The organism is Carboxylicivirga sp. (assembly GCF_982718395.1).
Genome location: NZ_CEXQWX010000154.1, coordinates 1 through 14190 on the forward strand (window position 1 = coordinate 1; position 14190 = coordinate 14190).

Sequence of the window (14190 nt, forward strand, 5' to 3'; positions counted from 1 at the left end):
TACATTCATACCATGGTTATGCTGAGTAAAAATATCAGATGTTGGACTGACAAAATCTTTAGTGCCTAAAATCTGATCATTATCCCAAAGGTGCTGAAAAAGTGGCAGGCTATTTACATTATAAAAACCTGCATCAATTACGGCAATATGCATACCCGAACCAGTGTATCCCTGTTCATGCAAGAAATGTCCGTTAGCTGTGCTTATTTGTGTCCAGGCTTCACCATATGTGTTTAATGAAGTGCTTTTAAGTATTGGAAATAGCGGCTCTGATTTTTGAATGTTTCGGAAGCTATTGATAGGTTTGGTTTTTTCAACTGAAGCAACAAAGGAAACGCGGTTGAGCGTATCCATCAGGTTACTGTTATCTGAAAATACAATTGCCCCATTAAACCATTTGGTGGTGTGGCGCACATCGATTCCAAGTTTGCTTAAGCTGTCAACATAACTGGGATTGACAGGTAAATCATCCAGAGTAATATCAATGTTTTGTTTTGCTCTTCGTTCGATAGCACGTTGTGAAAGAAATTCTTCAGGGTTATTGATAGAATAGGGGGTGTCATCTTTATCAGTAAAAGAAACAAAATAGCCATCTTGCCCTTTTGAAAGAACAAAGCTAAATACGGACAATAATATGGCTATTAGATATCTCATTAATAAGCTCTCATATATAAGTCAGGGTTATTACGCATCTTCTCAGGGTCTTTCAGGCTGTCTTTTCTTTTCTCAAATTCAGCTTGCTCCTGCTGTCTTCTTTTCTCTAACACTTCAGGATTTAATAATGTTCCGTTTTTGTATTTCAACTTGTAGTTGACTTTACCATCGGCATGATAAAATATCCACTGACCATCTTCCTGATTATTTGTGTAATTAGCGTCAATTTCCAATTGACCATTTTTAAAATAATAAAGGTATTTGCCTTGTAACTGGTCATTTTGATAATGTGCTTTCAACAATGGTGCTCCGTTTTCAAAGTACTTTAACCAATCACCATTCTTCTTACCGTTCTGCCAATGAACGATCTCGGCCACCTGACCGCCCGGATAGAAGACCTTGTATTGACCATGTGATTTACCGTTGACAAACTTTTCTGTTGCTAAAACCTTTTCTTTAGCATTGTAATACGTCCATGTGCCAATTTTTAATTTACCGTTATATTGGCCGCTTGATGACATCTTGCCTTCGTCATCAAATAATCTGGCATTACCAATTTCCCCTTGCTCATCATATATAATTTCCAGGCTCATTTTTCCGTTAGGGTAGAAGCGAGTATATTTTCCAACAGGTTTGCCGTTTTTAAATGTAGCCTTATATAATGGAGATCCATCTGTGTATCTTTTTTCCCATGTTCCTTGTTTTACTCCTTGGGCATCAGTCTGGTTGTAATGGGGCGGGATAGGAGCAACTTTAGGTTTCTTTGATGGAATTCGATTGCCAAACACATCGGTTTGTGCTGTTGCAGACAGGCTTAAAACAAACATTAAAAATGGAAGAAGGAATAATTTCATCTTCATAATCAGTTACTTTCAATTAAAGGTGTTAGTGATGAGCAATTGAATACTCATTAGTTGTTACTATCATTTTAGCAACAGGCTTCAAAAATATAAAAACTTTTGATGATTCAGGGAAAGAGAAGCATCTGTCTGAAAGTAACCTTTTGAAGTAACTGTTGTTTAGGAACTGAAAACTTACTCACCCTTGTAATTTTAATTAGAACTTTAAATATCAATTATAAATGGAGTAAAATAGTTGAGTAAATTTCAATATTAAACGGTATTAATATTGAATCACTTTCTTTTTCTCCAAACTTTGGGGTTTCTACAGGTGTGTATTATTGCAATAACAAATACCTTGTTGTTTTCTACAATAAAGAAAATGCCGTAAGGGAAACGATCTGTTAATGCCCTTCTAACCTTTTTATAAACTAATTGAAACGCTTCAGGATTTCTGGAAATAGCATTAAGTTTAGCTTCAAGTGCAAGTAAAAAGTCATTACCAAGGCCTTCTCTTGCTGTATTGTACCATTTAGCTGCTTCTTTTACATCTTCCTCAGCTTGAGGTTTAATGATGAGTTTTAACATTATAACAGCTTATTGGTACGTTTCTTTACTTCATCCCAACTACTTCCTTCTTCCGGGTTTGAAATATGCGCATTAAGCCTTTCATCTAACAACAATTTATCTTCATCTGACAGCTCAATAAGATTTTCCTTATCCGTTACGCTATCCCAGATTGCTTCAGCCATAAGAATACGTTCCGATGCACTGAGCTTCAATATGTCTTGCATTAATTTTGTCATACATCAAAGTTAATGAATAATCTTAAAGAATCCGCTTAGCGTTTAGATGCGCTTAGCGAATTGCAGACTTTTACAAAAAAAGTCCCCTTAAAAAAGGAGACTTTCTAATTAATTGTATATGTCAGTGATAATTACTTCACTTCTTCGAAGTCAACATCAGTTACCTCGTCATCTTTGCTTTGTTGAGCGCCTGCATCTGGTCCTGGTTGAGCACCTGCGTCAGGTCCTGGCTGACCACCTGCCTGCTGACTGGCATTGTACATCTCTTGAGATGCAGCCTGGAATACAGTATTCAACTCATTAGTAGCAGCATCAATAGCTTCTATATCCTGAGCTTTATGTGCTTCTTTCAATTTTTCCAAAGCAGCTTCGATTGGTTGCTTCTTGTCTGCTGGCAATTTGTCACCAAACTCTTTCAATTGCTTTTCAGTTTGGAAAATCATACTGTCAGCTCCGTTCAGCTTATCAATCTTTTCTTTAGCTTGCTTATCAGCGTCAGCATTTGCTTCAGCTTCATCCTTCATACGCTTGATTTCATCATCAGAAAGACCAGAAGAAGCCTCAATACGGATACTTTGTTCTTTACCAGTTGCTTTATCTTTAGCAGTTACGTGTAAGATACCGTTCGCATCGATGTCGAAAGTTACCTCGATTTGTGGTGTTGCACGTGGTGCTGGTGGAATTCCGTCTAAGTGAAAACGACCAATTGTTTTGTTGTCGTTAGCCATTGAGCGCTCACCTTGCAATACGTGAATTTCAACAGAAGGCTGATTATCAACAGCAGTTGTAAATGTTTCTGACTTTTTAGTTGGAATCGTAGTATTAGCTTCGATCAACTTAGTCATTACACCACCCATTGTTTCAATACCTAATGAAAGCGGAGTAACATCCAATAGAAGTACGTCTTTAACTTCTCCTGTTAATACACCACCTTGAATAGCTGCACCTACTGCAACCACTTCGTCAGGGTTTACACCTTTAGAAGGAGCCTTTTTAAAGAAATCCTCAACAATCTTCTGAATAGCAGGGATACGTGTTGAACCACCAACAAGGATTACTTCATCAATGTCAGACGGTGTTAAACCTGCATCATTCAATGCTACTTTACAAGGTTCCAAAGTGCGCTGGATTAGCTTGTCAGACAATTGCTCGAACTGAGCACGTGACAATGAACGTACCAAGTGTTTTGGAATACCGTCAACCGGCATGATATATGGTAAGTTGATCTCTGTACTTGTTGACGAAGATAACTCGATCTTTGCTTTTTCTGCAGCATCTTTCAAACGCTGAAGTGCCATTGGGTCTTTACGCAGGTCGATGTTTTCATCTTTCATGAACTCATCAGCCAACCAGTTAATGATTACATCATCAAAGTCGTCACCACCAAGGTGAGTATCACCGTTAGTTGATTTTACTTCGAAAACACCATCACCTAACTCAAGAACTGAGATATCGAAAGTACCACCACCAAGGTCGAATACTGCTACTTTCATATCTTTATCCATCTTGTCCAAGCCATATGCTAACGAAGCAGCTGTTGGCTCGTTGATGATACGGCTCACTTTCAAACCGGCAATCTCACCTGCTTCTTTTGTAGCCTGACGCTGAGCATCGTTAAAGTATGCAGGTACTGTAATTACAGCTTCTGTTACTTCCTGTCCAAGGTAATCTTCAGCAGTTTTCTTCATTTTTTGAAGAGTCATAGCTGAAATCTCCTGAGCTGAATATAAACGGTCATCGATTTTTACACGAGGCGTGTTATTGTCACCTTTAACAACATCATAAGGTACACGTGTTACTTCGTTTGGAATCTCATCATACATAGAGCCCATGAAGCGCTTAATCGAGTAAATAGTTTTATGTGGATTAGTGATGGCCTGGCGTTTTGCAGGGTCACCTACTTTACGCTCGCCACCTTCTACAAAAGCAACAATCGATGGAGTTGTTCTTTTTCCTTCACTGTTTGGAATCACAACCGGCTCGTTTCCTTCCATTACAGAAACACAAGAGTTGGTTGTTCCTAAGTCGATACCAATAATTTTTCCCATTGTTATGCAATTATCTTGTTATTCTTTTAAATTATTTCAAAATCACGGAGAGCTATTCTTCAATTGGTGTGCCAAATGAAAATGTGCCGTTTTTTGTGCAAAATTGACAGTGAAGTGGAAAAAACAGGAATAACTCTGTCAGGTATTGTGACAGATTGGCAAAAAGGGGAATGTCAGTAAAGAATGTATAAAGTATGGTTTGGTTGGATATCTATATAAGGAATAAGGATCGAATCTTTATTGACAATTTGCTAATAAAGATTCGATCCTTAATACATAACTTATTGATTCGAAATTACTCGTATGATTCAATGACAACCTTATCACCTACATCCAATCCATCTTCGATAATGACAAATTCCTCATTTTCGGCACCTGTTGTAATGATTCTCTTTTTTATTGTGCCGCCTTTTCTTAAATACACGTATTTATCGGAGCCATCGTGGTGAACGACCTTTTTATCGATAAACAGTACATCGGGCCATTCTTTTGTTATAATTGTATTGGTTGATGTCATATTGGGCAATAGCTCAAAAGGTTCTTCTTTTTGTGGAACCTCCACTTTTATCTCCACACGAAAGGCTATCTGAAACTGATTTGCTAATTCTTGTCCGATATTGGCAATTTTGACCACTTCACCAGTGAATGAACGTCCAGGCAGGGCTTCAACAGTGAGTTCAACTTTTTGGCCGATCTTGATTTTTGAGATATCGGTTTCTTTAACCATTATAATAGAGTTCATATAACGTAGGTCTGGAAGAGTCGCGATGACAGGCTGCCATCCACTGACATTTGATCCAACTTTCGTTTTGATACCAAATTTATCCGCATAAATAACCATTCCTTCAGATGGCGCTTTGACGATTGTTTGTTGCATCAACTTTTTGTAACCATCTGCTTGATTGAGGTATCTTGTGATATACCCTTGCTCGCGGGCAATCTGTGCTTTAAATGACCTTTCTTTCTGATCGTAATTACGAATTTCGCTGTTAAGTTGACGCTGGATTTTTTCAAGCGCAATCTGTTCTTGCCTTTGGACACTTTTTGACTCATAGATGGATTGCTCAACTCGTAAATGGGCATCAGTCAGTTGTTCTTTTATCTTTTCGATTGCACTGCGTGCTTCTGTCAGGCTGAGACTGGAATCGAGGCGGCTTTGTTCTATCTGTTGAGTAATACCATAACTTCTCATTTCAATGTTACTCATGACCTGCATTATTTGCGAAGGATCAAGAACCGCCACTTTGTCGCCTCTCTTAACAAGAGTTCCTTCCGGTACCAGTTCGATGATTTCCATAGGAGGCAGGTATCTACCATTCTTGATATTGGTATGTGGAGCCAGAATATCCTCGGCAACGTTGGCTTTTATCTCCCCTTTTTCTGTTATGGTTGTTCTGAATAATCCTTTTTGTACTCTTACAAATTGATGCTTTTCACTCTTCGGCCAGAACAAAAATGCCAGGCAGGCGATGAGCAAAGCGATGATGATGATATATTTTCGTTGAAGTTGCATGTCAGGATGTTTGCGTTAAGGTTGAAGCAGTGCGTCAAAATCTTCGGTCAGATAAATTCCTTTTTCAAAATCATACAAAGTGGTTTTGCGAATATTAAAATACGATCTCCAATAGGTTTGCAGAGCGCCAATATAGGATCGCTTCGAACTCTCCAAAGAATTACGGGCAGTATTGAGTTTCAGCACATCCACTTTATCAATCAGAAAGCGCTGTTTGGTTACCTCAAAGCCTTTTTGAGCAATAGTATCGGCTTTGGCAGCAATAGCAACCTGTTCTTCCTGAAGATTAAACTCAAGCACCTGCATAATGATGTTCTGTTCAAAGTCGATAAGCGATTGTTTGATGGTTGCTTCTGTTACCTGCCTTTCTGATTTTGCCATCTGTATTTGTCCTTTCCGGTTACCCCAATCGACAATTGGTGTTTTAAGAGTTAGTCCAACACCACGGTTTTGATTATAGGGGGGATTGTACAAGTCATTAAATGTATCAGAATTGCTATTAACACCGAAGTTTGCTGACAGATCGGCTGTTAGTCCATTGGACGACCGGCTACGAGCCACTTTTTGGTTAGCTGAAATCAGTTGCTCTTCATAGCCAAGAATTTCTGGCGAATTTTCCTTTGCTAAACTTAAAGCCTGATCGGCATCAATTTTCAGCTGAGGAATTTCATCAGGAATGATTGCGATTATTTTAATCTCTTTACTGATACCCAGAAACGAATTGATTTGGTTACGCGCACGTTGCAGATCAATCTCAGCTTTCGTTTTTGACATCTTGGCATTCAGGTAGGTCAGTTCCAGATCCAGCAAATCGTTTTGTGTGATCGTTCCGATCTGGTAACGCCCTTTACCAATACGATATAAGGTATCCGCATTTGCCAGGTTAGTGGTTGCTATATTCAGTCCAATCTCTGCGTTGATGGTTCCGAAGAAGATACCAACAGCCTGTTCTGATAAATCTTCCATCTCTTTGATAAAGCTCTTTTTCGCTTTTTCAAAGGCAAGGGGAGCTAATTTCGACTGCCATTTAAATTCGTTGTAGCCATTAAGAGGTTGCGAGAGCCGCAATTCAATCGGAATAGCGGTATATGATGATCCGGACACGCCTTCTTTTGGACTCAGGTTTTCAAGCCTTCGGAATGATGAGGTCAGATTAAGGGCCCCACCGGTCATTGTAATATTTTGCCTGATTGACAGGTCGGCTGAAGAGGAGAGCGTTTCGTTAGGGACAAATTTATAGATACCTTCATCAAAATCATATTCTTCGTTGACCGCTCTGTTATAATTAAACGGATTGGTCGAAAAAAGCAATGCCGGAAGCAAGCTGGCCTTGTAGCTTCTGAACTGCCAATAATTTGAAAGGTACATGTTTTTAGATCTGAAACTGGCAATGGATTGTAATTTGGCCAGATCAATCATCTCCTGCAAGTTTAATTGCATAGTTTGCGTATCGGGCTTGTTTTGAGCCATTAATCCTGTGTTCAATGCCAGAATCAGTATTAATATATGTCTCATTCTATTTGTAAGCTTAGTCATGTTTTTAATGTCTTAACGAATCAACAGGGTTTTGCTGAGCTGCTCTTTTGGCCGGAAGGTAACCAAATATTATTCCTACAGAGACCGAAACGCAGAAGGCAATAATCACTGAGAAAGAGGTGATAATTGTTTTTATACCGGCACTGAATTCAATCAGGTAGGCGAGCAGAACTCCAAGCAATATACCAATAACACCACCGGTGATACTGATTAGGACAGATTCTGAAAGGAACTGCACGATAATATCTTTTTGCGTTGCCCCAATGGCCTGGCGGGTACCAATCTCGCGAATGCGTTCCCATACTGATGCCAGCATGATATTCATAATACCAATACCACCCACAATAAGGGAAATGCCGGCAATGGCACCCAGTACGATGTTGAATATATCATTGGTCTTTTGCTGTTGTTTCAATAACAGCTCTGGTATGGTAATGACAAAGTCCTCTTGTTGTGCATGACGCCTGAGTAGCATTCGCTTAGTTATAGATGCAGTTGTTTCAAGTTGTTCGGTATTCTTCACCTGCACAATTACCTTATCAACCTGGTGAGATGTTTTGGCGGATGCGGTTGGCTGAGATGGAGCTTTTGTAGAACCAGACATGATAATAGTACCTCCTGCGAAAAATGCTGCGCCACCTCTGGTCATATTTTCCATCACTTCGGGGTTCAGTTTGCTTTTGTCATCGTAACGAATAAGCATGGTTTGAGCCGGTACAAATATTTTATTATTGGTGGCGCCAATATCGGCTCCGGGGCTTCCGTTAGTGGTGTTTCGTTTGTTGATGACTCCAATGACTTTTAACCATTCCCGTCCGCATTTAATATAGCTGCCAATGGGGTTGGTGTTGTTAAAAAAGAACTGGTAAGCATCAAAGCCCAGGACACAGACAGCACTTCCTTTTAAAGTTTGTTCGTTGGTAAAAAAACGACCTTTATATAATTCTATATTAAGCGCTTTAAAATAGGAAGAGCTGACCCCGTTAAGTGTATACTGCTTTGTTTTACCGTTGTACAGGGCATGCATTTTTTGTTCAATGACAGGACTGGTTGCCTGTATGGATGGGATAATGGCATTGATCGCATTGATGTCGGACAGGCTCAGTCCTCTGGATGTTTTCAGTTGCTTAATATTGCCATTTTCATCGCCTTTATTATTTGCTTCAACATTGGGGGTAATAATAATGTTATTGGCACCAATCATCTTAATCTGCTCCAGCACCTCGGCCTGAGCGCCGCGACCAATAGCCAGCATGCTGATAACGGCTCCAACTCCAAACATGATACCCAAACCGGTTAGAAGCGATTTGGCTTTGTTGGACTGGATGGCCTCAGCTGCAATCATCACATCATGAATGTATCGTGTGTACAGGTTTTTGATTGTTTTCATGCCTATTGCTCTTTACTAAGGTATTCAATCGGCATTGTCTGACCATCTTCGGGCTGGTTAAGCAGAACCTGATCATCTATGCTAAGACCACCCTTAACTATAACGAAGTTTTCATTTTCATCGCCAACTTCAACCTGCTTTCTCCTGATGGAGTTATTGGACAGATGGTAAACAAATACATTTTCTTCATCGGTATAAATGGCTTCGAGTGGAACAAATAAAACATCGTCAGACATGTTGGTGGTAATAACATTACTGGTTGTCATTCCCGGTTTTAAATCCGCATCATATTTGTTGATTTGAATGGATACCTCAAAGACTTTTGAATTACCGCCCGGTATCACCTGTCCTATATTTGCTACTGCAATGACTTGTCCGTCGAACTTCTTGTCAGGAAAAGCATCAACACCCACTTTAACCTTCTGACCAGCTTTAATTTTCGAGACATCCACTTCGTTAATAAATGTCTTGGAGATCATCGTACTTAAATCGGGCAGTTCTGCTATTTGTGGTGAATACCTGCTGATGGATGAGCCTGTTTTTATTTTACCACCCATCCGGTCGAAGCTATAAATCACAATACCGGGAGCTGGTGCTTTGATATTTAAAGCATCAAAGAGTTTGTTGATGTTATTGAGTTTTTCCTGCTCTCTCCGGTATTCATCAGAAGCCCTGAATATTTTATGCTTTTCCTGTTGTACCTTGAGGTCGTAATTTCTTATTTTCTGTTTTAAATCACGTTTGGTCCGTTCAACATCCAGCTTTACTTTTCGCTGTTCCGATGGAGCTTCATATTTCGATTGTTCAACGATCAGCTCTTTTTCTTCAAGCGTAACTTTAATGTTTAGCAGCTCATCCCTTAGGTTGCTCAGGTTTATACCGGTATCTACTTTAGCATCCTGTAAGGTGCTCAATGCTTTTTCCAGCTCCTCCTTGGCTTCTTTTCTCAACTCCTCAACTGCTGCATGATCAAGAGTGGCAACAAAACCTCCCGAATCAACAGCAGTGCCTTCCTCAACAAGTGAGGTGATTTTTATTTCATCGAGCCTGACACCGGGAGCCGATAATTCTTTTGGAGCGTTGATGGATACTGAACTGCTTGCCTGTAATTGTCCTGAAGCATATACAACACCTTCGAAGGTGCCTTTCTGAACTTTTATTACAATGTTACTGTTCGCATCGTCTGACTGGAACGTCAATAGCAGAATTGCAACCACGCCTAATAACGCAGCAATATATATGTGCCTGGTTTTTAATTTCATAAAGCTTAAAGGATTAAAGCTAATACCAAATGTATTACAGAATGATGATAAATAAATTATTCTATTTTGAGTTTCTACAATGAATAAAAAGAATACATAGCCTTAGCTACGTTGATATTTTATAAAGCAGTAGAAACTTAAAAGAGGCAATTTATTTCAATCATTTTGTGGTATTTTTGGTATAATTCTATTTATCACTCAAACTTATTAAAAAATGAAGCAATTACGTAATGGATATGGTTACTTTATTAATTGAGTGATTTAAATCACAGTGTTTGTATCATAATAGTTCGTTAGTCTTTAGTCAGTGGGCAATCGTTGAAATTGTATAATTCGATATTCCGATTAATTACAGTAATAATCTTTTAAGCAATGGGTTTCAGGCAATAGATAACTAAAAAACTTAACGAAGTATAGAAGTGCCGGGATGATTCACATGATGAAAGTATCTTCCCGCTTTTAAAGCTAACTTTAAAGTTCAAATAGTAGAATACACATTCTGATATAGTTATTTACTATATTTCCCAGATGCATAGGATGCCACAATACTGCTACCTGGTGTTTTACGATTGTTTGGGAAATCCCAAAAGTAAATACCATCTGGTAAGCCTTTGTTAAATGTTACCTTTACCCATCCTTTATATTCACCTGTCAATCCGCTAAAAAGATAATCTGCTTTTATTATTGAAGGCTTTCCTGAAGCATCTTTATTTAGAATAGAAACGTTAGAAATACTCCCTGATTTGTAGCGATTGAGCATCCATGTTTTTGCCTGGTCGGTTACTAAATCATTAAGCAATTTGTTGAAATCCTGCACTCCGGTTGGGCCTCCTGTTTTCTTCATTGTGGTATACTTACTTGCTCCCTTCATACGAATTCCCGGTTGGTTGAGTGCAAATAGTCTCAGATTTTTCTCAAATTGTCTTAATGCTTTACTGTTACATGTATTCCGTGCGAAAATATGACCCAAATCCATTTGTAAGCCCTTTGCTTTATGAGCTAAATCCACAGAGTTACCAATAGCATTAGGATCTGTTAAAAGTTTCATAGTATTTCGTATAACATCAGGATTTATTGTACTCTCCAGCTTTAATTTAGCGTTGTATAATTCAGGACGGGCATATAAGCCACTCGGAACCCATTTCCACTTTATACAATACCTGTCAGTTTCAACACCGTATACATTATACTTAACTTCGTATACATCGCACTCCTGTTCCATAATCATGACCTTATCTGGTGGCAAAAAATCCGGGCATTGACCTCCATAAGCTCTTAAATACTGTTCGAAAATCATCCGGAACTCAATGTCTTCACGCTTTATTTCAATATTTTCAAAATGTCCTCTGAAAACGTAATCGAAAAATTCGGCATGGTACAAACCATCTGTGTTAAACTCTATATCCTGAGCATTAGAAATATTCACAGAGGATAGCACTATCAAATGCCAACTTAGAAGTAAAACAACACTTTTCATTTTGCAATAATTAATACCAATTGAAGCTTAATGCGTTGCAAATTAGGTGGGAATAGTAATTCAGTCAAGATGTTTAGCCTATAAAGTTAAACATAGATGTGTCGGACTTACAGTCCTTAATTACATTATCAATTTACCATAGTCCTGGCGGACTATGCTAACATGTACCGTTCTTTCAGAACTATTAAGTGTCGCTCTCAATCTGGCCTGAAAGGCCTATGCATAAAAGCGCAGGATGAAGTCCTGCGATTAATAATAACAAAATGATGAAACACAGAAGGTGCGACACATTAGTGTTTATTTAAACTCTTGCTTGGCACTAATTATTTAACCCAATGTGTTGATCAGGAAATGGTAAAATATCATGATTATCTGTTAAATAAGAGGCGGTTATTCATCTAAAAAATAAGGCTGTTTATCAGGTTAAATAGTCTATTGATCAATACAAATGGAATTCAGTGTCCAAAAAGGTGTTACGATTTTCGCTTTCTGCTATTAACTAATACAGGCCGTTGAAATAGCGGACTTTTAAATAACCTAAATATTATCACAAAAAGAAAAGACATTATGAGTGATTCAAAAAATCAGATTTCCGTTACGATAACGGAAGAAACCATTGGACAAGTGATTGATTTAATCCAACAAATTAACGAACTGATGCCATTCTTAACAGGTTTAACACCCGATCAGCGCAAGCGACTGCCTAAGATTGACAAGCGCAATAAGATCTTTGTTAATGATGTGGAATCGGCCATTAAAAACGATAGCAGTTTACTGCCATCTTATGTTGATCCTGAAGAGATGAGCAAAGATTTAAAACTATATGAACAGTTGGAAGACCTGATGACACCATTAAGCTATTTGTATGATCGTGTGCGCGATACACAAATGCTGGCTGGTTCTGAAGCCTACTCCAGTGCACTAATGGTTTATAACATGGTAAAAGCTGCCGATAAAGCAGGCGTGCCAGGCGCCAATAATCTTTATAATCAGTTAAAAGGTCGCTTTGACCGAAGCTCTTCGATTGATACAGAAGAAATAAGCAATAATTAGTAATACAGGTTAATAAAAGGGCATCTTTGGTGCAGGGGGGTACTTCAAAAGTACCCCTTTATTGTTTAAAGATACATGAATAGGGTTTCAGTTATATCAATGGGGCGAATGATAATATTAGAGGGCCAATTATAATGATCGACGGGCAAAATAGATGAATCCATAACTGGTTTTATAGCATTGCTGCATGTACAATACTGATGAGTTGGCTTACTGTTGAACAGATATAATGATCAAGTGCAATGATTCATTTGAGAATATCAGCGGTCAATACATTCTGCCGATGCATCATCACAATCTGCCAATTGTTTATTAAAAAACGCCCATTGATCGTTACTTTTCGTTAATTGATGGTGACTGAATACCCACATAAATGACTGCAAAATAAAGGAGTACGATTAAACATTAATGGACCCGATCCAATAAGCAACCAATTATTGATTGTTGCACTTGTTTCAACCAATTTACCTGATGGATGGTGTAATAGAGGAAAGTGATCCATTTTAGTTCTTAATTCATTGACCTAATTGCATTCAGATAATAAAGTGGTTGTTTCGGATTGTCTGTTTAAACAGAATTCCTATTTTAGTATACATTTTTCGGAAATTAGTTGTCCTGCCAGGTGAGGCGAGGGGATGGAGATGGTGGGTGGTACAGCATTATTTACTATTATAATATGCAGTTTACATTGATATTTAAAGGCATTATTAAATAAAGTTTTTTGCAAAAACTAGATAACCACTTGGTTCAGAAATAATATATAAGACTCAGTCTAATAGTGATATAAACAATGAATTGTATAATCGATATATAGTGCATTGCACTTTATACATACGTTGGGCGCAAGCAAAAAAACGTAGTAGCAGATTTTAATAATTAGCAAAAATGTCAAATAGATTTCAAGTATTTATGATACCATTCAGACTTTTATCCTTTTTAGTTTTATTTATGTGCCTTTTTAGCTCATGCAAGACTACAAAGACAAAGCAAACTTTGACTGGAGATTTATATTTCAGCTTTTTTAGGTTCGCCAGCTATTATAATCAACCTGATACATTAGTTGAAAAAACAAAAATGTATTTTGACACCCTTGATATACAAACTGCATCTAATGCTGACAAACGGTTTGTGGAATTATATAAAATAGTATCAGATAATAAACTGATTTACAAACCTTATGTTGATATATTGATTCAGCCAGACTCTATCGTAAAGCTTTATCTTGAGAAAGAAGACTATGAAAAAATAAAGATTCATAAACGTCAAGACTTACAGGACAATAACAAGAAAGTTATTATAAGTGCTTCTGTTATTGATTATTCGAAAGGAATATATTTCTGCGACAGCTTAATCAACATAAAGAAAGAAGATGGGCAAACATTGCAGATTCAAAAGAAATTTAGAATTGAGGATTATGAATAAATGCCAGCGCCCAACAATGGCTCATAAAGCATGGCTAGGCCTGTGCGGTTTTGGTCGAGCTGATTCCCGGCTCGAATTGTCTGTCCTATCGGACGGACAATCCATTCCGAAAATCCGCCACGCTTCATAGCCGAAACCGTCAGATTGTCTAAAAACCTAAAAGACTTGTTTTCTAAAGGTTAAACTATTT

The 14190-nt window shown here is 38.1% G+C and carries 11 protein-coding genes and 1 pseudogene; 2 read left to right on the forward strand and 10 right to left on the reverse strand.

Going from position 1 to position 14190, the window contains the following annotated elements:
* The 10 genes and pseudogenes from AC4MRQ_RS20630 to AC4MRQ_RS20675 form a co-directional block, all read right to left on the reverse strand.
* A pseudogene (locus tag AC4MRQ_RS20630) lies at window positions 1-654 on the reverse strand (hypothetical protein); the annotation flags it as partial.
* Window positions 654-1514, reverse strand: a complete 861-nt coding sequence (locus AC4MRQ_RS20635) for a toxin-antitoxin system YwqK family antitoxin (RefSeq protein ID WP_491199612.1) — start codon at window positions 1512-1514, stop codon at window positions 654-656. The pseudogene AC4MRQ_RS20630 and the gene AC4MRQ_RS20635, both read right to left, overlap by 1 nt.
* A gap of 273 nt (window positions 1515-1787) precedes the next feature.
* Window positions 1788-2081 (reverse strand): type II toxin-antitoxin system RelE/ParE family toxin, encoded by a 294-nt coding sequence (locus AC4MRQ_RS20640; protein ID WP_491199613.1) that lies wholly within the window; start codon window positions 2079-2081, stop codon window positions 1788-1790.
* Complete coding sequence (locus AC4MRQ_RS20645) at window positions 2081-2299, reverse strand: addiction module protein (RefSeq protein WP_491199614.1); 219 nt, start codon at window positions 2297-2299, stop codon at window positions 2081-2083. Before AC4MRQ_RS20645 ends, AC4MRQ_RS20640 begins: the two co-directional genes overlap by 1 nt.
* 131 nt (window positions 2300-2430) lie before the next feature.
* Complete coding sequence (gene dnaK, locus AC4MRQ_RS20650) at window positions 2431-4347, reverse strand: molecular chaperone DnaK (protein ID WP_491199615.1); 1917 nt, start codon at window positions 4345-4347, stop codon at window positions 2431-2433.
* 295 nt (window positions 4348-4642) lie between these two features.
* Complete coding sequence (locus AC4MRQ_RS20655; RefSeq protein ID WP_491199616.1) at window positions 4643-5860, reverse strand: efflux RND transporter periplasmic adaptor subunit; 1218 nt, start codon at window positions 5858-5860, stop codon at window positions 4643-4645.
* Window positions 5861-5875: 15 nt separating this feature from the next.
* On the reverse strand, window positions 5876-7375 hold the full coding sequence (locus AC4MRQ_RS20660) for a TolC family protein (protein WP_491199617.1): 1500 nt from the start codon (window positions 7373-7375) through the stop codon (window positions 5876-5878).
* Between the two features lie 25 nt (window positions 7376-7400).
* On the reverse strand, window positions 7401-8786 hold the full coding sequence (locus AC4MRQ_RS20665; protein WP_491199618.1) for an ABC transporter permease: 1386 nt from the start codon (window positions 8784-8786) through the stop codon (window positions 7401-7403).
* Between the two features lie 2 nt (window positions 8787-8788).
* Window positions 8789-10048 (reverse strand): efflux RND transporter periplasmic adaptor subunit, encoded by a 1260-nt coding sequence (locus AC4MRQ_RS20670; RefSeq protein ID WP_491199619.1) that lies wholly within the window; start codon window positions 10046-10048, stop codon window positions 8789-8791.
* Window positions 10049-10556: 508 nt separating this feature from the next.
* Entirely contained in the window at window positions 10557-11525 is a 969-nt protein-coding gene (locus AC4MRQ_RS20675; RefSeq protein WP_491199620.1) for a hypothetical protein, read from the reverse strand.
* Window positions 11526-12092: 567 nt separating this feature from the next.
* Here AC4MRQ_RS20675 and AC4MRQ_RS20680 point away from each other — a divergent pair.
* Both AC4MRQ_RS20680 and AC4MRQ_RS20685 read left to right on the forward strand, forming a co-directional pair.
* The gene (locus AC4MRQ_RS20680; protein ID WP_491199621.1) at window positions 12093-12578 is read left to right on the forward strand and encodes a hypothetical protein; all 486 of its coding nucleotides are present in this window, start codon (window positions 12093-12095) and stop codon (window positions 12576-12578) included.
* 1074 nt (window positions 12579-13652) lie between these two features.
* A complete protein-coding gene (locus AC4MRQ_RS20685) occupies window positions 13653-14000 on the forward strand; it encodes a hypothetical protein (RefSeq protein WP_491199622.1) in 348 nt (115 codons plus the stop codon).
* Window positions 14001-14190 lie beyond the last annotated feature (190 nt).

What these genes read in the sequence shown, in the direction of transcription:
- AC4MRQ_RS20635 (WP_491199612.1), bottom strand. Translation starts at nt 1,514, where the DNA reads ATGAAGATGAAATTATTCCTTCTTCCATTTTTAATGTTTGTTTTAAGC.
- AC4MRQ_RS20640 (WP_491199613.1), bottom strand. Translation starts at nt 2,081, where the DNA reads ATGTTAAAACTCATCATTAAACCTCAAGCTGAGGAAGATGTAAAAGAA.
- AC4MRQ_RS20645 (WP_491199614.1), bottom strand. Translation starts at nt 2,299, where the DNA reads ATGACAAAATTAATGCAAGACATATTGAAGCTCAGTGCATCGGAACGT.
- dnaK (WP_491199615.1), bottom strand. Translation starts at nt 4,347, where the DNA reads ATGGGAAAAATTATTGGTATCGACTTAGGAACAACCAACTCTTGTGTT.
- AC4MRQ_RS20655 (WP_491199616.1), bottom strand. Translation starts at nt 5,860, where the DNA reads ATGCAACTTCAACGAAAATATATCATCATCATCGCTTTGCTCATCGCC.
- AC4MRQ_RS20660 (WP_491199617.1), bottom strand. Translation starts at nt 7,375, where the DNA reads ATGAGACATATATTAATACTGATTCTGGCATTGAACACAGGATTAATG.
- AC4MRQ_RS20665 (WP_491199618.1), bottom strand. Translation starts at nt 8,786, where the DNA reads ATGAAAACAATCAAAAACCTGTACACACGATACATTCATGATGTGATG.
- AC4MRQ_RS20670 (WP_491199619.1), bottom strand. Translation starts at nt 10,048, where the DNA reads ATGAAATTAAAAACCAGGCACATATATATTGCTGCGTTATTAGGCGTG.
- AC4MRQ_RS20675 (WP_491199620.1), bottom strand. Translation starts at nt 11,525, where the DNA reads ATGAAAAGTGTTGTTTTACTTCTAAGTTGGCATTTGATAGTGCTATCC.
- AC4MRQ_RS20680 (WP_491199621.1), top strand. Translation starts at nt 12,093, where the DNA reads ATGAGTGATTCAAAAAATCAGATTTCCGTTACGATAACGGAAGAAACC.
- AC4MRQ_RS20685 (WP_491199622.1), top strand. Translation starts at nt 13,653, where the DNA reads ATGTATTTTGACACCCTTGATATACAAACTGCATCTAATGCTGACAAA.